General features: G+C 67.9%; 21 protein-coding genes and 1 pseudogene. 4 read left to right on the top strand and 18 right to left on the bottom strand.

Annotation, left to right across the window (positions count from 1 at the left end):
* Positions 1-31 precede the first annotated feature (31 nt).
* Positions 32-499, top strand: a complete 468-nt coding sequence (locus ACZYZ5_RS07300) for a hypothetical protein (protein ID WP_463900490.1) — start codon at positions 32-34, stop codon at positions 497-499.
* Positions 500-503: 4 nt separating this feature from the next.
* Entirely contained in the window at positions 504-1,076 is a 573-nt protein-coding gene (locus ACZYZ5_RS07305) for a hypothetical protein (RefSeq protein WP_463900491.1), read from the top strand.
* A gap of 35 nt (positions 1,077-1,111) precedes the next feature.
* Here the strand turns inward: ACZYZ5_RS07305 and ACZYZ5_RS07310 are convergent, their stop codons facing one another.
* The 3 genes from ACZYZ5_RS07310 to ACZYZ5_RS07320 form a co-directional block, all read right to left on the bottom strand.
* Positions 1,112-1,468 (bottom strand): TFIIB-type zinc ribbon-containing protein, encoded by a 357-nt coding sequence (locus ACZYZ5_RS07310; protein WP_463900493.1) that lies wholly within the window; start codon positions 1,466-1,468, stop codon positions 1,112-1,114.
* A gap of 52 nt (positions 1,469-1,520) precedes the next feature.
* Positions 1,521-2,147: an FMN reductase gene (locus ACZYZ5_RS07315; RefSeq protein WP_463900495.1), complete on the bottom strand. Its 627-nt coding sequence runs from the start codon at positions 2,145-2,147 to the stop codon at positions 1,521-1,523.
* Positions 2,148-2,342: 195 nt separating this feature from the next.
* Positions 2,343-3,203: a PhzF family phenazine biosynthesis protein gene (locus ACZYZ5_RS07320; RefSeq protein ID WP_463900497.1), complete on the bottom strand. Its 861-nt coding sequence runs from the start codon at positions 3,201-3,203 to the stop codon at positions 2,343-2,345.
* A gap of 65 nt (positions 3,204-3,268) precedes the next feature.
* On the opposite strand from ACZYZ5_RS07320, the gene ACZYZ5_RS07325 reads away from it, so the two are divergent.
* Positions 3,269-3,715, top strand: coding sequence for a DUF1801 domain-containing protein (locus ACZYZ5_RS07325; RefSeq protein WP_463900499.1), 447 nt, complete (start codon positions 3,269-3,271; stop codon positions 3,713-3,715).
* Positions 3,716-3,814: 99 nt separating this feature from the next.
* Here ACZYZ5_RS07325 and rplI read toward each other — a convergent pair whose 3' ends face one another.
* The 4 genes from rplI to rpsF form a co-directional block, all read right to left on the bottom strand.
* Positions 3,815-4,267 (bottom strand): 50S ribosomal protein L9, encoded by a 453-nt coding sequence (gene rplI, locus ACZYZ5_RS07330; protein ID WP_307457021.1) that lies wholly within the window; start codon positions 4,265-4,267, stop codon positions 3,815-3,817.
* Positions 4,268-4,284: 17 nt separating this feature from the next.
* The gene (rpsR, locus tag ACZYZ5_RS07335) at positions 4,285-4,524 is read right to left on the bottom strand and encodes a 30S ribosomal protein S18 (protein WP_003800144.1); all 240 of its coding nucleotides are present in this window, start codon (positions 4,522-4,524) and stop codon (positions 4,285-4,287) included.
* Between the two features lie 127 nt (positions 4,525-4,651).
* Positions 4,652-5,251: a single-stranded DNA-binding protein gene (locus ACZYZ5_RS07340; RefSeq protein WP_463900501.1), complete on the bottom strand. Its 600-nt coding sequence runs from the start codon at positions 5,249-5,251 to the stop codon at positions 4,652-4,654.
* 55 nt (positions 5,252-5,306) lie between these two features.
* Positions 5,307-5,612 (bottom strand): 30S ribosomal protein S6, encoded by a 306-nt coding sequence (rpsF, locus tag ACZYZ5_RS07345; protein ID WP_024366241.1) that lies wholly within the window; start codon positions 5,610-5,612, stop codon positions 5,307-5,309.
* Between the two features lie 241 nt (positions 5,613-5,853).
* On the opposite strand from rpsF, the gene ACZYZ5_RS07350 reads away from it, so the two are divergent.
* Positions 5,854-6,537, top strand: a complete 684-nt coding sequence (locus ACZYZ5_RS07350) for a DUF1345 domain-containing protein (protein WP_463900502.1) — start codon at positions 5,854-5,856, stop codon at positions 6,535-6,537.
* Positions 6,538-6,541: 4 nt separating this feature from the next.
* Here ACZYZ5_RS07350 and ACZYZ5_RS07355 read toward each other — a convergent pair whose 3' ends face one another.
* The 11 genes and pseudogenes from ACZYZ5_RS07355 to ACZYZ5_RS07405 all read right to left on the bottom strand — a co-directional run.
* Positions 6,542-7,852 (bottom strand): M18 family aminopeptidase, encoded by a 1,311-nt coding sequence (locus ACZYZ5_RS07355; RefSeq protein WP_463900504.1) that lies wholly within the window; start codon positions 7,850-7,852, stop codon positions 6,542-6,544.
* Between the two features lie 39 nt (positions 7,853-7,891).
* Positions 7,892-8,800 carry an intradiol ring-cleavage dioxygenase gene (locus ACZYZ5_RS07360; RefSeq protein ID WP_463900506.1) on the bottom strand — a complete coding sequence of 303 codons (909 nt, stop codon included), beginning with the start codon at positions 8,798-8,800 and terminating at the stop codon, positions 7,892-7,894.
* Between the two features lie 250 nt (positions 8,801-9,050).
* Entirely contained in the window at positions 9,051-10,493 is a 1,443-nt protein-coding gene (locus ACZYZ5_RS07365; RefSeq protein WP_463900507.1) for an amino acid permease, read from the bottom strand.
* Between the two features lie 256 nt (positions 10,494-10,749).
* Complete coding sequence (locus ACZYZ5_RS07370) at positions 10,750-11,490, bottom strand: response regulator (protein ID WP_463900508.1); 741 nt, start codon at positions 11,488-11,490, stop codon at positions 10,750-10,752.
* A 14-nt stretch (positions 11,491-11,504) separates the two neighbouring features.
* On the bottom strand, positions 11,505-12,830 hold the full coding sequence (locus ACZYZ5_RS07375) for a sensor histidine kinase (RefSeq protein ID WP_463900509.1): 1,326 nt from the start codon (positions 12,828-12,830) through the stop codon (positions 11,505-11,507).
* A 27-nt stretch (positions 12,831-12,857) separates the two neighbouring features.
* Positions 12,858-13,754, bottom strand: a complete 897-nt coding sequence (locus tag ACZYZ5_RS07380; RefSeq protein WP_463900511.1) for an ABC transporter permease — start codon at positions 13,752-13,754, stop codon at positions 12,858-12,860.
* 3 nt (positions 13,755-13,757) lie between these two features.
* Positions 13,758-14,702, bottom strand: coding sequence for an ABC transporter ATP-binding protein (locus tag ACZYZ5_RS07385; protein ID WP_463900512.1), 945 nt, complete (start codon positions 14,700-14,702; stop codon positions 13,758-13,760).
* A 132-nt stretch (positions 14,703-14,834) separates the two neighbouring features.
* Complete coding sequence (locus tag ACZYZ5_RS07390) at positions 14,835-16,331, bottom strand: bifunctional phosphatase PAP2/diacylglycerol kinase family protein (protein WP_463900513.1); 1,497 nt, start codon at positions 16,329-16,331, stop codon at positions 14,835-14,837.
* 87 nt (positions 16,332-16,418) lie between these two features.
* Positions 16,419-17,606: an MFS transporter gene (locus tag ACZYZ5_RS07395; RefSeq protein ID WP_463900515.1), complete on the bottom strand. Its 1,188-nt coding sequence runs from the start codon at positions 17,604-17,606 to the stop codon at positions 16,419-16,421.
* On the bottom strand, positions 17,603-18,376 hold the full coding sequence (locus tag ACZYZ5_RS07400; RefSeq protein WP_463900517.1) for a DeoR/GlpR family DNA-binding transcription regulator: 774 nt from the start codon (positions 18,374-18,376) through the stop codon (positions 17,603-17,605). Before ACZYZ5_RS07400 ends, ACZYZ5_RS07395 begins: the two co-directional genes overlap by 4 nt.
* Positions 18,377-18,533: 157 nt before the next feature.
* Positions 18,534-18,683 (bottom strand): annotated as a pseudogene (locus tag ACZYZ5_RS07405) (IS110 family transposase); the annotation flags it as partial.
* Positions 18,684-18,699 lie beyond the last annotated feature (16 nt).

Raw genomic sequence — 18,699 nt, forward strand, 5'->3', positions numbered from 1 at the left:
GGATAACTGTGATCTGGCATAAGCTCTTCACATGGGCGATGTACTGCTAGTCATACTGCCTGCCCTCATCCTGGCAGCAGTCCTCTGGGCGTTTGCCACGGCCCTCAGACCCCGCGATTTCGGCATGTCCGACGCGGAGCGCTATCAACAGGAACTGGCCGTCCGCTCCCAGGCCCACTACGCGGCCCAGGTCGAGGCCGCCACCGCCGCCCGGGCCCGCGTGGACGCCGTCACCCGTCCGAGCCAGAATGAACAGCAGCAGTCACAGCAGGTCGACCATGCCCGCAGGGCGTTGCGCGCCCAGGCGGGTACCGCACCTGCCGCCGGGCAGCCCGGGTATCAGGGGCACGTGCTCCCCGGCGGCCAACTGAACCCACAGTTCGCACTTCAACTCCAGACGATGGCAAGGAACGGCAAGAAGCTTCAGGCCATCAAGCTGCTGCGGCAGACGACCCATTCAGATCTTTTGACCGCCAAGAAATATGTAGATCGGCTGTAGTTTCATGGAATCCCTGCTTATCCCCCTGCTAATTCTGGCGCTCGTAGGTGCCGGTGTCCTGCTCGGCGCCCGCGCCCTCGGTCGCCGCGACAAGCAGTCACGGCGGGAAGCCGCCCCCCAGACGGGACGCGATCCGGTCGAACTTGCGCGCGCCGCCGCGGCCAAACTCAGCCAGGAGCAACACCGCCGGCTCTACGCGCTGATCGCCCAGGGGCAGGCCATGGCCGCGATCAAGCTGTACTTCGAGGCCACTGGAGACGGACTGCGGGCCTCACGGGACGCCGTGGGGGCCCTGGCCGCCCACCCGCAGCCCTTCCGGCCCGAGGCGCCCGAACAGGAGCCCGGGGAAGACGACGACGACGCGCCGCAGCGCTTTGCCTACCGTTACCGGGCGATCGCCAGCAAGGGCGATGTCACCCGCGAGGTCAGCAGCAACATGCTCAACGACGAGATCTACGGCAGGATCCGCACCCTGGCCAGAAGCGGCCAAACCGAGGCGGCAGCGGAGGCCCTCACCCGCCACTCGGACATCTCCATCAAGCAGGCGCGCGAATTCATCGCCCTCCTCGAGGACTGACCCCCGGACCGTGGGGAACTAGAAACTGTGGGGATCTAGAAGTCGAACAGCTCCCCGAGCCAGCCTTCCTTCTTCTTGGGACGGCGGCGGTCGTCATAACGCGGCTGGTCATAGCGCGGCCGGTCGCGGCGGTCGTCATAGCGGCGGTCATCGGGGCGCCGGTCGTCGCGGCGCGGGTCCATGTTGTAGAGCGGCGGCGGAATGTGCGCAGGGGTCACCGGAGGCAGGGGCTGCGCCGAAACTCCCGGGCCCATGGTTTCCGCCGCGCGGTCCAGGATCTTGTCCAGCTCGCCCCGGTCCAGCCATACGCCGCGGCACTGGGGGCAGTAGTCGATCTCGACACCACCGCGTTCGCTCATGGTCAGGTCAATTGAATCCACCGGACATTTCATGTCCCGCACAACGAGCCGGGACCTCCATTCGTTCGCCGGCGCGCCGGAGCTGTCAGCGCCGGCCCGAAATGCCGGCCAGCAACTGTTCGAACGGCAGCGACTCCGGGGCGGCCTGCTTCTGCTGCGGCTGGGCTCCCTGCAGCAGCGCAACGAACTCGCCCGCGGCCCGGTCGATCCGCGTCGAGAGGGGTGAACCGCCGTCGTCGTTATTGCCCCAGTCCTGCGGGCCGGCGAAGACGGCAGTGCTGGCGATCCGGGTGCGGAGGTAGCTGAACAGGGGCCGCATGGCGAAGTCCAGGACCATCTGGTGCCGGTCGGTTCCGGCGGTGGCACCGAGCAGGACTGCCTTCCCCTCGAACGATTTGGGGTCCAGGACGTCGATGAAGGACTTGAAGAGGCCGCTGTAGGAGGCGCTGAAGACCGGGCTGACGGCGATAATGCCATCCGAGGCCTCGACTCCGGCGATCACTTCGGCCAGCTTCGGCGCGGCGTAGCCGGTCACAAAGTTGTTCGCGATATCCACGGCGAGGTCGCGCAGTTCCAGCACCTGGATATCGACGGCGTAGCCGGCCGCGGCCAGGTGGTGTTCGGCGGAGGCGGCCAGCTGGTCCGCCAGCAGGCGGCTCGACGACGGAACGCCGAGTCCGGCGGAGAGAACGGTGATGCGGCGGGATTCCACGGGAATGCTCCTCAAGTTGTGTCAGGCCACAAACGCTAATACATGCGTTTGCATCTAACTAGTAAAGGGCGGGTCCGTGCCGTTTATTCCCGCCCCCGTTGCGCTGTCACTTTTGGGCCCCAAACCGAGGCAATGGCAACTGGAACTGACAGGGCAACGCGGCTGGGCGGCCGGACGTTTTGGCCGCGGGCCCGCTCAGAGCAGGACAAACCCCGCGATGCAGCTCACCGAGCTCCCGCCAACCCAGATGTCGTCCGCCGCCGCGTCGATGTGCACGCGGCCGGAACGTCCCAGCACCGTTCCCTGCGCCGCAACATAGGACTCCGGGGCCCGGCCGCTGCGGATCAGCCACTGGGCCGCGCCGGCGTTGAAGCTGCCCGTGACGGCGTCCTCCGCCGCGGCGTCGCCCGGGATGAAGGTGCGCACCTCGAAGCCGACCTCCGATCCGGCGGCGTAAGGGCCGATCACGCCGACTTTCAGTCCCGCCATGGCTGTGTAGTCCGGCCTGATGGCCAGGACCAGCTCCGCCGACTCCAGCAGCACACCGATCCAATCCGGGCCGTTGACCAGCCAGGACGCGTCCAGCAGCGCCTCCCGCGGCAGTCTGAGGCCCGCGGCGACGCGGGCGAGGTCCCTCTCCGCCACCGGGCCCGAGCGGGTCATTGGCGGGGCCGCGAACGCCAGCCGGTCGCCGTCGCGCTTGACCCGCACGAGTCCGGCTCCGCACTCCTGCATCAGCATCCCGTCCTGCCGGGGGATGCCGCCAGCTTCAAGCCAGGCGTGTGCCGAGCCGAGGGTGGGGTGGCCGGCAAAGGGGAACTCTTCGCTGCCGGTGAAGATCCTGACCCTGTAGTCCGCCCGGCGGTCGGTGGGCGGCAGCAGGAACGTGGTTTCAGCAAGGTTGGTCCAGTTGGCGAACTGCTGCATCACCTCCGCTGTGAGGTCCCCGGCGTCGAGAACAACAGCAAGCGGGTTGCCCCGGTAGGGCTCGGCCGAGAAGACGTCCACCTGGGCGAAGGGGCGGAGGCGGGGCGGGGGTGGGGTATTTGAGGTCACCGCCGCAGGCTACCACCGGCGCCGGTGCGGCTGACAATGCTGCCTCGGTCTGCGAGACTTCCCGCATGGCTGTGAACAAGACCCAAACCAAATCGGAAAACAAGACCACGGCAACCGGTGCGCCGGTCGGGGAGTTCCTCGCCGCCGTTGAGCATCCCGTCCGGCACCGGGACGGGCTCCGGCTGCTGGCTCTTATGGCCGAGGCCACCGGGCAGCCGGCAGAAATGTGGGGCCCGACGATTGTCGGCTTCGGCCGCTACCACTACAAGTATGCGACCGGCCGGGAGGGAGACTCGCCCGCCGTCGGGTTCTCGCCGCGGAAGGCCAGCCTGTCCCTCTACGGGCTGACCTACGGACCGGAGTCGGCCGGGCTGCTGGCACGGCTGGGGAAGCACAAGACCGGCGCCGGGTGCGTCTATGTCAACAAGCTCGACGACGTCGACGAGGCGGTGCTCTCCGAGCTGATCCGGAACGGCTACCGGCATGCGACTACGGTCCTGCACCACGCCTAGGCTCGCTGTAGTTAAGGCAGAAGGCCCCCGCATCCGGTTCCGTAGAGGAGTCCGAAGGCGGGGGCCTTCCAGCAGTTCAGGACTGCGCAGCCGGTGGGGCTACTTGCCTGCGACTACGTCGAGTTCGATCACAGCGGCAACGTCAGCGTGAAGACGGACGTTGGCCTGGTAGGAACCAACCGACTTGATGTGCGTCGGCAGTTCAACCTTGCGCTTGTCGATGCGGCCAAGGCCAGCGGCCTCAACAGCGTCGGCCACGTCGCCCTGCTTGACGGTGCCGAACAGGCGCCCGGTCTCGCCTGCCTTGACAACGAGCTTGACCGGCTTGGCGGAGAGTGCCGCGGCCTGCTTCTGAGCGTCTTCCAGGGAAGCGTGCTCGCGGGCGGCGCGGGCAGTCTTGATGGACTCAACCTGCTTCTCGCCACCCTTGGACCAGGTCAGAGCGAAGTTGCGGGGCAGCAGGTAGTTACGTGCGTAACCGTCCTTGACCTCGACAACATCGCCCGCAGCACCGAGACCGGTTACTTCGTGGGTCAGAATGAGCTTTGCCATGTTAGTTAATCCCTTCCTTAGCCGCGGCCAGCGCCGGAGTAAGGCAGCAGAGCAACTTCGCGGGCGTTCTTGATTGCCTGGGCGATCTTGCGCTGTTCCTGCACCGTGACGCCAGTGACGCGACGGGCGCGGATCTTTCCGCGGTCGGAGATGAACTTGCGCAGCAATGCTACGTCCTTGTAGTCGATGACAGTGATGTCAGCGGCCTTCAAGGGGTTGGACTTTGGTTTGGGCTTACGGAGTTCAGCCTTAGCCATCGTGGAGCTCCTATTCGATGGAGCCCGTGGATATTGATCCACGGGATGGTGGTGATCCGACGCCGGTCAGTGCCGGTCCGCCTTGCGGCGTTCCGGCGGGTTCCGTCGTCGAACCTTAGATGTTGTTTTAGAAGGGAGGTTCGGAATCCGGGCCGTTGCCCCAGCCGCCGCCTGCATTGCTGACACCGGGCGTGGCCCAGGGGTCATCCTGCTGTGCGGGCTGGTTGCCGCCCCAGGTTCCGCCCGAGTTGCCGCCCTGGTTTCCACCAGAGCCGCCACCGAAGCCGCCACCGCCGGTGTTGCCGCCGGCGCCGCCGCCGAAGCCGCCCTGGGCGCCGTTGCCGGCACCCCCACCGCCGGAGCGCTGGGTGCGGTTGACCTTGGCGTTGGCGTAGCGCAGGCTGGGGCCGATTTCATCGACCTCAAGCTCGATAACGGTGCGCTTCTCGCCTTCTTTGGTTTCGTAGGAACGGCTCTTCAGCCGGCCGTTAACGATCACGCGCATGCCCTTGGTCAGGGATTCGGCGACGTTTTCGGCCGCTTCGCGCCATACCGACGCGCGGAGGAACAGGGTTTCCCCGTCCTTCCACTCATTGGACTGGCGGTCGAAGGTGCGGGGAGTAGAAGCGATGGTGAAATTCGCTACTGCCGAACCTGACGGTGTGAACCTCAGCTCGGGGTCACTGGTGAGATTACCGATGACCGTAATAGTGGTTTCGCCTGCCATCTACTGCCTCCTTATTCGTTCCTGCGGGGTGAAGAGTGAAAACCGGGAGCTGAAATTACTCAGCAACGACCTTCTGTACTTCGGGGCGGGTGATCTTGGTGCGCATGATGGTCTCGTTGAGACTCAGCTGGCGATCAAGTTCCTTGGCGGTAGCCGGCTCAGCGGTGAAATTCACCACGGCGTAGATACCTTCAGACTTCTTCTGGATTTCGTAAGCCAGGCGACGACGGCCCCAGATGTCAACCTTTTCGATGGTTCCACCATCGGTCGTGATGACGTTCAGGAACTTCTGAAGCGTTGGCTCAACGGTACGCTCTTCGACCTCGGGGTCGATGATTACCATCAATTCGTAAGGACGCATATGTGAACCCACCTCCTTTGGGCTAAGCGGTTACGGCATTTCCGTAACAGGAGGTTCATTTGCGGTGCCATGTGCCGGCATCGCTCCCAGGAACGGGGGCAGGGCGCAGCACAGACTTCAATAGCTTAGTGCATCGGGGGCGGATTCCGCGATTCCATTCCCGGCCAGTGTAGGTGCGGCCGGCAGGGTCCGGGAAGCGGTGCGGGCCTCCTTGTGGACAACCCTGTGCCAAGATCGGGGAATGAATAACGGTTCCCCGATCGGCGGCCATGCCCGGCCGGTACGGCGCGGCCGGCTGCGCCTGGCGGCCATGCTCCTCGCCGGTGTGCTCGCGGCCGCGGCGGCCGGACTGGCGGGGCACTGGGTGGAGGCCCCGGCGGTGGGCTGGGGCAGCGCCGCGCTGACCTACGTCGTGTGGGTCTGGGTGGCGGTCGGCCGCTTCAACCCTGCCGAGACCCGGGCACATGCCACTGTGGAGGACCCGTCCCGCAGCATCACCGACCTTCTGATCCTGGCGGCCAACGTCGCCAGCTTGGGCGCGGTGGCCGCCGTCGTCGTCGATTCTCACACCAGCGGCGGCGGGTCCCGCCTTGGCGGCGGGCTCGTGGCGCTGGCGTCGGTGGCCCTGTCCTGGATGCTGGTGCAGACGCTGTTCACGCTGCGGTATGCCGAGCTGTACTACGGCACGGGCGGGAAGGCCGGGCCGGCGGTGGGCGGCATCGACTTCAACCAGGAACGGCCCCCGCAGTACACCGACTTCGCCTACCTCGCCACAAGCCTCGGTATGACGTACCAGGTTTCCGACACGGCCCTGCAGAACCACGCCATCCGGGCGGAAGCGCTCAAACACAGCCTGCTGTCCTACCTCTTCGGGACCGTCATCCTGGCCACGACGATCAGCCTCGTGATCAGCCTGGCCTTCTGAGCGTCTACGCCCCGGTTCGGAAGAACAGCTCCGTCACCTTCGCGAGCCGGTAGGGGTCCTCGACGCCGCAGAGTTCCCGGGCCGAGTGCATCGACAGCAGCGGCACACCGACGTCGACCGTCCGGATGCCGAGGCGGGTGGCGGTCAGCGGACCGATCGTGGAGCCGCAGGGCATCACGTTGTTCGAGACGAACTCCTGGTACGGGATGCCGGCGTCGGAGCACAGCCGCGCCCAGAGGGCGGCGCCGGTGGCGTCCGTGGCGTAGCGCTGGTTGGCGTTGATCTTCAGCAGCGGGCCGCCGTTCAGCGCCGGCCGGTTCGCCGGATCGTGCCGTTCGGCGTAGTTGGGGTGGACGGCGTGCCCGGCGTCGGCGGACACACAGAACGACGCCGCGAAGGCCTGCCGCCGCTGGCTCGCCGAGGCGCCCAGACCGTCGGAAATGCGCACCAGCACGTCCTCGAGGATGGGCCCGCTCGCGCCGGAACGCGAGGCCGAACCGATTTCCTCGTGGTCGAACGCGGCCAGCACGGCAACCGGCGCCCCGGCCGGCAACGGCGCGGCGGCGTGGTTGATCAGTGCGGTGAGACCGGCATGGGTCGCCGAGAGGTTGTCAAGCCGGCCGGAGGCGAAAAACTCGCCCTTCGCGCCGAACACAGCGGGGGCCTGGGTGTCGGCGATGACGACGTCGTAGCCGCCGATCAGGGCAGCGTCCACGTCCGAGCCGGCAACCCGGTCCGCCAGCAGGCCCAGCAGGTTTTCGCCCGCCGGGTCGCCAAGCCCGTAGACCGGGTTCATGTGCTGCTGCTTATCCAGGGCCAGCCCCTCGTTCACGGCACGGTCCAGGTGGATGGCCAGCTGCGGGAACCGCAGCAGCGGCCCGGTGGCGGTGAGGTGCTGGGTCCCGTCCCGCATCACCAGGCGCCCCGCGAGCTGCAGTTCGCGGTCCAGCCAGGAGTTGAGCAGCGGGCCGCCATAGACCTCGACGCCGGCCTGCAGCCAGCCGAACTTGCCCGTGGTGGGCCTGGGCTTGAGCTTGAACGACGGCGAATCGGTGTGGGCGCCCAGGATGTTGAAGCCGGTGGTGGGACCGGCCGTTACCGGCGTCACCCAGGCGATGATCGCCCCGTCGCGGACCATGTAGAACTTCCCAGTCCCGGCGGCCGCGTGCCAGGGCTGCAGTTCGTCGAGGGCGGTGAATCCTGCCCCGTCCAGCCGGCGGGCGGCTTCCTGGACGGCATGGAAGCTCGACGGCGACGCGGTGACGTACGCGCCGAGGTCCTGGATGTGGGCTGCGGCGTTGGACTCGGAAGGCATGGCTCCGAGTCTAGCGCCGTGGCGTCGGCCGGCGGGCTCCTACACGGTGACGTTGAGTCCGGCCGTGTACCCGCCGGACACCGACCCGGACATCGTGGCGAGCTGGTAGATGCCGCCGTCGTCACCGAAGACGTTGTCCGAGGTCAGCGTGGTCCGGGGGAAGTTCCGGGCGCTGGATTCGTAGCCGGCCGAGGCGTAGACCTCCTTGCACGCGGCGTCCGTGAGCGCGATCTGGGACACGGCGAGGACCTGCCCGGCGGCGGTCGCATTGTCCATGGACTCGAAGACTTCGAAGTGGATGTGCGGCCAGCGGCCGCTGTAGGCGCCGGGGAAGATGGTCTGGAAGGTGACCTGGCCGTTGGCGTCGGCCTGCTGGACGCCGCGGAGGTAGTTCTCGTTTTTGAGTCCGGCGTCGTACATGGAGTACTTGCCGTCCTTGTCGCAGTGCCAGGCGTAGACGGCTGCCCCCGCCAGCGGCACGCAGCCGTTGGCGTTGTCGAGCAGGGTCAGCGTCACGGTGAGCGGCACGCCGCGGGCCCTGGTGCTGGAGGTGCCGAAGCTGGCGGTGATGTCCTGCCGGACCACGCCCGAGGCCGCCAGGACGTTGGGCCCATTGGAGCCGTCGCCGGGATAGGGACCGGCGGTTTCCTCCGGGATTTCGACGCCGCATTCGGCGATCGCGCGGGTCAGGGTGGGCGAGGCGGAGGCTGAGGGCGAGCCGGTGGCCGCGGCGGTTCCGGAGGATGCCGGCGTCGACCCCGCCGAGGCCGTGGCGGACGCGGCACCCGTGGAGGAGCTGCCCGGGGTGCAGGCTGCCAGGGCGGCGGCCGTGCCGGCCCCGAGGAAGAAGCCCAGCGACCGGCGGCTCATCAGCGTGGAGAGGTCGAACTCCAGGCCGCGGTCGTGGTTGGGGTGCGGCTCATGCGGTGGCTGCGGGGAAAAGGTCATGCGTCCATGGAACCCCGGGGCACTATGCCCTGACTAGGCCCTTCCTGTGAACCCGCTGTGGCTTGCGCGGAGCGGACTGGGCGGTGACATGCCCTGTCGCGGGCGCCCGGGGCTGGGCATGCTCCACCCGCCCCGCTGGACATGCCCTCCCCTGGTCGCGCTGAGTGGACATAATGCCATTATGTCCACTGCACCGCGCCAGGACTGGGCATGTCCCGTGGTGCTGAAGGATTCGGGGCCGCGGCGGGAGTTACGGTGCCGAGCCGGCACCCACGGTGGCGTCTTCGGCGGGCGCAGTGGTCCCGGTGTCCGCCGCGCCGCTGTCGCCGATTGCCGCGGGCTTCCCGCCGTTCTTGCGGTAGCGCCAGAGGCCGATACCGACCACGACGGCGGCGAGGGCCAGGGAGAGCAGCAGTGACTCGCGGGTGGACTCCACGAGCAGCATGCCGATCAGCAGGGCGACGATGCTGATGATCGCGACCCAGGTCAGGTAGGGGAACAGCCACATCTTCAACTGGAGGTCCTTGGCTGCGGCGCCCATCCGGCGGCGCAGGATCAGCTGCGAGCCGGCGATCACGAGCCAGACGAACAGGGCGATGGCGCCTGAGGTGTTGACCAGGAACAGGAACACGGTGTCCGGGGCGATGTAGTTCAGGCCGACGGTGATGAAGCCGACGACGGTGGAGGCCAGGACCGCGGCGGCGGGAACGCCGCGGTTGGAGATCCGCATCCAGGACCGCGGCGCGTCGCCGCGGCGGGACAGCGAGAACAGCATCCGGCTGGCGGTGTACAGGCCGGAGTTGAGGCAGGACAGCACGGACGTGAGCACCACGATGTCCATGATGGTGCCGGCGCCGGGAATGCCGTACAGCTCGATCACGGCAACGTACGGGCTCTTGGCCACGGAGGCGGAGTTCCAGGGCAGGAGCGTCACCACGATCGCAATGGAGCCGATGTAGAACACAAGGATGCGCCAGACGGTGGATTTCACGGCCTTCTTGACCGCATCGACGGGGTTTTCGGACTCTCCGGCGGCGATGGTGGCGATCTCAGCGCCGAAGAAGGAGAAAACGACCACGAGGATGCCAGCCAGCACGGCGCCGGGCCCGTTGGGCATAAAGCCGCCGTTTTCCAGCAGGTTGCTCACTCCGGGGGCCGGGACGCCCGGGATCAGGCCCAGGATTGCCGCGGCGCCGAAGAGCAGGAACAGCACGATCGCCGCGACCTTGATGGAGGCGAACCAGAACTCGAACTCGCCAAAGGACTTCACCGAGCTCAGGTTGGTCAGGGTCAGGACCACCATCAACAGCAGTGCCCAGATCCACTGGTCGATCCCGGGCACCCAGCGGTGCATGATCGCCGCACCGGCCGTGGCCTCGATGCCGAGCACAATGATCCAGAACCAGGCGTACAGCCAGCCGATACTGAACCCTGCCCACCGGCCCAGGGCCTTGTCGGCATACGTCGAGAACGATCCGGTCTCCGGATTGGCCGCCGCCATTTCGCCGAGCATCCGCATGACCAGGATGACCACGAGTCCTGCTGCCGTGTACGCGACCAGGATGCCGGGACCGGCCTGCTGGATCGCCGCGCCCGAGCCGACAAACAGGCCGGCACCGATCACGCCCGCGATGGCGATCATGGACAGATGCCGGGGTTTCAGGGATTTGGAGAGCTGCTGGTCAGCCTGCATGAAGCGCCGTCCTTTGTTGATTGTTCGGTCCGCGGGTGGAGCGTGAAAAGTTGTGCGGCGGACCACATTGACGTTTCACCCTAGACCGGGCAGGGAAGCGCCCGTTCTGTGCAATCCCACATATGACGTGGGAAAGATCCGGGCACAACTCCAACAAGGAAGACAAGGAGGCAAAATAAGTTGCCTCACAGGCAATTCGACAATGTGCCTGAAACCACTGCTTCGGACTCCCCGGGCCGGCGAGCCCGGTCCGGGCTCAGTAGTCCGTGTTGCTGGGCACTACCAGGCCGGTCTCGTAGGCGTACACCACGGCCTGGACCCGGTCACGCAGATGGAGCTTGGTGAGGATCCGCCGCACGTGGGTCTTGACCGTGGCTTCGGACAGGAAGTACCGATGCGCAATCTCGGCATTGGACAGCCCCTCGGCCATCGCCCCGAGCATCTCGGTTTCGCGCGGGGTAAGGTCGCCCAGCAGCGGATCCCGGGCCGGCCGGGCCCCTGCGGGGGATCCGCCGGGCGCCTCCGGTCCGGGGGTGTCGCCGGCGGCCGGGCCATGCCCGTTGCCCCGGACATACGTTTCGAGCAGCCGCCGGGTGATCCGGGGCGCCACCACCGCGTCCCCGCTCGCCACCACCCGGACGGCACTGACCAGTTCGGTGGGCGCCACGTCCTTGAGCAGGAAAGCCGAGGCCCCGGCCTGGAGCCCGGCGAACGCGTATTCGTCCAGATCGAAGGTGGTGAGGATGATGACCTTCGCCTTGGCCCCGGAGTTGGTGATTGCCCGGGTGGCCTCGATCCCGTTCAGCACCGGCATCCGCACGTCCATCAGCACAACGTCGGGCGCGAGCTCGCGGACCTGGCGGATCGCTTCGGCGCCGTCGGAGGCCTCGCCCACGATCCCCAGATCGTCCTCGCCCTCCAGGATCAGGCGGAAGCCCATCCTCAGGAGCGGCTGGTCATCCACCAGCAGGATGCGGATCGGTCCGGTCTCGCTCATCGGTTCCCCTTGCCTCATGTGCCCTTGCTTCCGTTGTCGCCGTTCCAGTGCAGCACGGCGTGCACGCACCAGCCGCGATCGGCGCTCCGTCCCGCCTCCACGGTGCCGGCGTAGATCCGTGCCCGTTCCAGCATTCCGGCGAGACCGCGGCCCGTCCCCACGGATCCGGTGGACCTGCGCGCCGCCGCTGCCGAGCCGCCGGAGTCCACGGTGCCCTTGCCGTCGTCAGCGACGTCGATGGTGACCGTGGGGCCGTTCCGCACTATGGCCACGTCCACCCTGCCCAGCGAGCGGCCGTAGCGCAACACATTCGTCAATGACTCTTGCACGATCCGGTACACCGTCAGCTGGAACGCCGCATCGTCCGGCAGCGAGGGGCCGGTGTGCGTGTAGTGCAGCGGGAGCCCTGCGGTGCGGAAGCCTTCCAGGAGTTTGCCCAAGTTGTCCCTGCCCACCAGCGGTTCCCGCGGAGCCTGCCCTGGGGCCGAGTCGTCGCGCAACACGCCCAGGACGCGCCGCATGTCCGCCAGGGCGTTCCGGCCGGCGCGGGAGAGCTCCCCGAGGACGTCCGCCGCCCGCGCCGGGTTCTTCTTGACCACGACGGCGGCCCCGTCCGCCAGGGTGACCATTACCGTAAGCGAGTGCGCCACGACGTCGTGCATTTCGCGGGCGATGCGGTTGCGTTCGGTGACCGACCCGAGCTGCGCGGCCCTCGCCGCCCAGGCGGCGATCTCGTGCTCGTGCTCGCGCCGCTGCCGGACCGAGATGCCCATCCCGGTGGCGATCACGTTGGAGAGGGTGATGCTGACGGCTGCGGCGATGCTGGTGATGAGCTGGAAGTTCTCCGGAGTATTTACGCCCATGTCCGGCAGCCTGCCATCCAGCGGACCCACTGCCAGCAGGAAGTACAGCAACACCTGGGGCATAGTCACCGCCGCCAGGCACCACAGTGCGAACCGGCGGCTGCGCGTCGACGCCACGGAGTAGAGCCCAAACCACAGCCCGGCAGAGACGTTGGACCCCCACGGGTGAAGCAAGGACACGCCAAGCTCCAGCAGCGCCACGACTGCCACCACCGGGACCGGATGGGTCCGCCGGAACCACAGCGCCGCCGCGGCCAACACGAGCAACAGGGCGACCGGCCAGGCGCCGTCGCGCACCAATTCCGCGGCGGCGGGGGACACAAGCAGCAGGTAGCTGGCCACCACCACGGCATCCATGGCCCGCGGGTGCTGGAAAAGGTAGCGCCGGAGGCGCCCCCGGCGCCGGGCAGTGATTTCAGCGAAGGACGCGTCAGCCTGGCCGGCTGGCGCGTCCTTCACGGGAACTGCATCGATCATGCTCTGAGCCTAGACGGTGGGTCGGGCCTAGACGTCCCGCCTTTTCAGCAGCACGCCGGCCAGGACCACCGGGATGACGACCCAGGCGCCCAGCACCATCGCGGCCTGCCAGGCCTCCAGCGTCTCCGGGACGTGCTGCACGGCTGTCAACGGTTCGACCGTGTTGCCGGGCAGGTACTTGCGGGCCTCGACGAAGAAGTCGCCCGGGATCAGCTGGAAGGCGATCGGTGCCACGAAGAACAATCCGACGAGGCTCATGATGCCGCCGGCGGAATTGCGGATCAGCGAGCCCAGGGCCATGCCGATGGCGGCAACGGCGGCGACGTAGAGGCTGTTGACGAGCAGCATCTTCACCGACTGCGAACTGGCGAGGTCCAGTTTGAGGTTGTAGTTGTCCAGGATCGGCAGCGACACCAGGCCGGCCAGGTACACGGAGCCAGCGGTGAGGACGAACGCCGTCACCATGACCACGAGGAGCTTGGCGGCGTACGCCGGGATCCGCCTGGGGACGGCCGCGAAGGTGGAGCGGGCCATGCCTGTGGTGAACTCTGAGCTCATCAGGAGCACACCGAGTGAGCCCAGGATCAGCTGGGCGAACGCGATGCCGGACGTGGGGACGCCGACGGCGAGGTCCCCGCCCTGGGCGGCGAAGGCAGAGGCCGCTTCCGGATCACTGGCCGCGGCCTCGGCGAACTGTCCCGTTCCCCAGGCGGAGAGGGCGCCGAAGCCCACCACGACAAGGACGGTGCAGCCCAGCAGGATCAGGGTGGACAGGAGCGTGCGGAACTTGATGAATTCGGAGTTCAGCACCCGGAAGAAGCTGGGCCCGGGGCCGGTGCTGGTGCCGGACATCCCGCGGGCCGGGGCGCCACCGGTGCCGGCGTGTGCGCCGCGGCGGGAGGGGTCGAGAGTGGTTGAGCTCATGGCTTAGTTGCCTCCGGACTGGACGGGGGCGGCAGCGCCCGTGGTGATCAGTGAGTGGTACTCGACCTCATCCTTGGTCAGTTCCATGTAAGCCTCCTCGAGGCTGGCCTGAAGCGGAGTGAGTTCGTAGATCATGACGTGGCTGTCGAGGGCTGCGCGGGCGATCCGCCGCGGGTCGAGGCCGGTAACCTCGAGCAGTTCGTTCTCCTGCAGCTCCACGGAAACGCCGTCGCCGGCGAGCAGGCGCATCAGCTGGTCCGGCTGGTCGGTGCGGACGCGCGTGCGGATCTGGCCCTTTCCGGTGATGATGTCCGCGATCGGCGCATCAGCGATGATCCGGCCGCGGCCGATCACGATCAGGTGGTCGGCGGTGACGGCCATCTCGCTCATGAGGTGGCTGGAGAGGAACACCGTGCGTCCCTCGGAGGCCAAATATTTGACCAGGTTGCGGACCCAGACAACGCCCTCCGGGTCCAGCCCGTTGACCGGCTCATCCAGGATGACCGTCTGCGGGTCGCCGAGCAGCGCCGCGGCGATCCCGAGCCGTTGTCCCATGCCGAGGGAGAACCCGCCGACCTTCTTTTTGGCCACGTCGGCCAGCCCTGTCATCTCGATGACGTCGTGCACGCGTTTTTTCGGGATGCTGTGCGTGGCGGCCATCGCGAGCAGGTGGTTGTAGGCGGAGCGGCTGGTGTGGACAGCCTTGGCGTCGAGCAGCGCGCCGACGTCGCGCAGCGGTGCGGCGTGCCGAGCGAACGGGGAACCGTTCACGGTGACGGTGCCCGACGTCGGCCGGTCCAGCCCCATGATCATGCGCATGGTGGTGGATTTTCCGGCTCCGTTCGGACCCAGGAAGCCGGTGACCCGGCCGGCTTCGACGGTGAAGTTGACGCCGGCGACGGCGGTCTTGTCGCCGTAAACCTTGGTCAGGCCTCGTGCTTCGATCATGGAAGCGTTCCTTTACCTAGCAGTGGGGGTTGGTATACACACCACGCTACCGGGGCTGCGGGCCGGTTTCGCCGGTCTCAGGGATGATTCAGGGTCGAATCAGGGTAGTCCGGGAGGATGACAGTGCCGCCGTCATGATGCCGGCGAGTAGTACGTCAGGGCGCCGGGCGTCACCGAGAATGCGACACTGCGCACCCCGGGCATGACCTCCCCGTCCACGGCCAGGACCATGCTGGTGTCCCCCGGTTCCACCCGGATGCTGCTGGATTCGCTGAGGTGGGTGATCCGGGAGGTGGCGACGGTTCCGGTCAGCACGGACCACAGCAGCCGGAGCCGGGCAAAGGATTCGTCGGCGGTGATCATCCTGAGGTCGAAGACCCCGTCGTCGAGGACCGGGCGGACCAGCGGGGCGTGGTCGCGGGGGTAGTACCGTCCGCGACCGATGTAGAGGATCCACAGTTTGTGCCGCACCCCGTCGACGATCAGGGTGGTGGGCGTCCCGGCGGCGAAGGTCCGCAGCATCGCGGCGATGCCTGCCAGAGGTTTCCCGAGGGCCGGCTGGAGCAGTTCGCGCCGGCGGACCAGGTTCGGGTAGAGGCCGATGCTCGCGGTGTTGAGCATGGTCAGGTGCACCGGCGCGGGGCTGGCGGGATGGCCTCGCTCCACGGACACCAGCCCGACATCCGCCCGCGCCGCTTCGCCGCGGGTCGCGGCCTCCACGGCGGCCGTGAGGTTGGGGGTTCCGGCGTCCCGGGCGAAGTGGTTGAGGGTTCCGCCCGGCAGGACCAGGAGCGGAAGGGAACGCTCAACGGCGGCCGCGGCTGCTGTGCCGACCGTTCCGTCGCCGCCCCAGACGCCGAGGGCAACGATCCCGGGCCGTCCGGCGACCCGTGCGATCTCCTCCGCGAGGTCCTCGTTCTGGGCAATCTCTTTTATATACGCCTTGGGGAATACTTTTTGGAGCGCGGCTGCGGTCTCCGCCGCGTAAGAGCCGCCCAGCGTGTTCACCGCAATGCCGAGGCCCTCACCCTCCGGTAGCTCCGCGGCTGTCACGGGAGTGCGCCGGAGCTCGGGAATCGGCGGCCGGACGGGCCACCATTTCCGCGTGACCAGGGCTGCCCCCGCGCCGATCGCCGATCCGAAGAACACATCCGAGGGCCAGTGGGCGCCGGTGTGAACCCGGGAGTAGGCGACGCCTGCCGCGAGGGGGGCCAGCGCGGCGCCGAGGGCCGGCCTGACGAGTCCGGCGCCGAGGGCGAACGCCACGGCCGAGGCGGAGTGTCCCGAGGGCATGGAGGAGCTCTTGGGCTGGGGATGGACAAACCTGAAGACCGGAAGGTGCTCCGGCAGCGGCCGCGCCCGCGGCAGTAGGGTCTTGAACCCGATATTCGTGACCGCGGAGGCGACGGCCTGCGCCAGCACGCCGTGGAGCGCGGCACGCCGCGTCCTGCCGGGGAAGAGGGCCATCACGGCCGCGATGCCAAACCAGAGCTTGCCCTTGTTCGCCGACGCGGAAAGCCGCCGGAAAAAGTCGTCATGAGTGCCCGCGGGGAGATCGGACACGGCGCGCACGAGTTTCCGGTCGAGTTTCCCCAGGCGGCTCGGCGCCTTCCTCAGCATGCTGCGCATGCGACCACCTTACTGCCGGATCGGGACGGCACACGGTCCGACAGGGAGGGACTCCCAAAGTCCTGCGGGGAGACGCCCGCCGCTTGCCTAGCTGGCGCGCAGGGGCTTCGCGGCGCCGGCGAGCAGGAGCGCACCCAGGATCGGGATCATGATGGCCAGCAGCGCCAGCCGGATTCCGATCAGGTCACCGAGGTAGCCCAGCAGCGGCGGACCGGCCAGGAACGCCACGTACCCGATCGTGGAGACCACCGACACGCGGGCGGCTGCGTGCTTGGGATCGTCGGCCGCGGCCGACATCCCCATCGGGAACGCGAGGGCCGCCCCCGCCCCCCAGAGCACCGCGCCGGCCGTGGCGGTCCAGATGTCACCGGCCAGGACAAAGAGCCCCAGCCCTGCGGCGGCGGCAGCCATGCTGGCACGGAGCACAGGCACCCGGCCGTAGGCGTCGATCGCCCGGCCGCCGAAGAAGCGCACCGCGGTCATGGCCAGGACAAAGGCCGCGAACAGCAGCGCTCCGGTCGATTCCGTGGCGTCCAGGCCGTCCACGGCGGCTTTCGCGATCCAGTCGTTGCCGGCGCCTTCGGTGAGCGTCGCCCCCAGCACCACGACGCCGATCAGCAGCGTCCGTCCGTCCCGCCAGGCCGAGCGGCCCTTGGATTCTCTGGTTTCCCCGGCCACCGGCACCGGCGCCGGGAGGTGCGGCAGGAAGTAGCGCGGGGCAGCAAAGGTCACGAGGGCGACGATGGCGGCGATCACCAGCAGGTGCGCCGGGAGCCCGACGCCGAGGCCCGCCAGTCCGGCGCCGATCAGCGCGCCCAGGAACGCACCCCCGCTGAAGGCCGCGTGGAACTGCGGCATGATGGTGCGCCCGAGCTGGTGTTCGACGTCGGCGCCTTCGATGTTCTGGGACACGTCCCAGAGCCCGATGCCCATGCCGAAGAAGAACAGCGCGACGGCGGTCCCGGGGACGGACTCGGCCAGCAGCGCCAGGGCGATGCCGGCACCGGCCAGGGCGGCGACTAAGCCGGCGGCCCGCACCGCATTGGCCGTCCCGATCCTGCCCACCACATGCCCGGCGGTGGGCAGCGCGATCAGCGAGCCCGCCGCCACGCACAGCAGCAGGGTTCCCATCTGACCTGAGGAAATGTCCAGGATGTCCGTCACCGCAGGGATGCGGGCGGCCCAACTGGCGAATACGAGTCCGTTGATCCCGAAAATCAGGAAGGTTGCCGCGGCTGCGGCATTGAGCTGCGGGCGGGTTGCCGTCTTGGTCATACGATTACTACTTCCACCGAGTGTCGGGTGAGCTGGTTGAGTTCTTCGGTACTGAGCTGTTTGTCGGTGACGAGGACATCCACAGCATCCAGGGGCGCGACGAGCGCGACCGCGCTGGCGTTCCACTTGCTGCCGGAGCAGGCGACGATCACCCTGCCCGCGGATTCCAGTCCGGCGCGTTTGACGGCCGCGTCCTCGAGGTCGTGGGCCAGCAGCCCGTCCCCGAAATTCAGCGCGCAGGGCGTGAGCACTGCTGTATCAAACCGCAGCGAACGGATGTTGGATTCCGTCATGGGTCCGCGGAAGGACAACTCCCCGGGGATCAGGCTTCCGCCGGGCAGCAGCAGTTCGGGGTGCCGGCCGGCGGCCGGGCCGCCTTCGGTCAGGGCGTTGACAGCCCGCAGAGACATCGGCATCAGGGTCATGTCCCGCTGTCGCAGCTGCCGGGCCACCTCCGTGGCGGTGGTGCCGCTGTCCAGCCAGACGTGGCGGCGGTCCTGGAGCAGGGCGGCGACGCCGGCCGCAATCCGGATTTTGGCGGCGTGGTCCTCGATCTCGCGCTGCCCGTATTCCGGGTTCTCGCCGCGCAGCACCAGGCTCCGGGCCCCGCCGTGGACGCGGCGGAGAACGCCGTGGAGCGCCAGGACCTCCAGGTCACGACGGATCGTCGCGCCGGAGGCGCCGCATTCGGCCATGAGCTCATCGACCGACACCTGGTCCCGGTGGCGCAACAACTCGCCGATGCGCCGGTGGCGCTCCTCAGTGGTCATGAACAAATGCTAACGGATCGTGATCACTTAATCATTTCCTGCGCGAACGTACCCACGCTTCCTCACGTTTCGCACGGAAAACGCCAACCCTCTCTCATCATCTGAGAGAGGGTTGGCGTGAAACGTGCAGGACGTGAGGGTGTCCCTACGTTCTTCGTCAAGGGGTTAGCGGTGTTTTGGGATGATAGAGCGTGCCGTCGCGGAGCATGGCGTAGAGGGTGTCGCAGCGGCGGCGGGCGAGGGCGATGAGGGCTTGGTTGTGGCGTTTGCCTTCGGCGCGTTTGCGGTCGTAGTAGGCCCTGGAGAGCGTGCTCCGCCGGCTG

This window comes from Pseudarthrobacter ribosi, assembly GCF_055412865.1.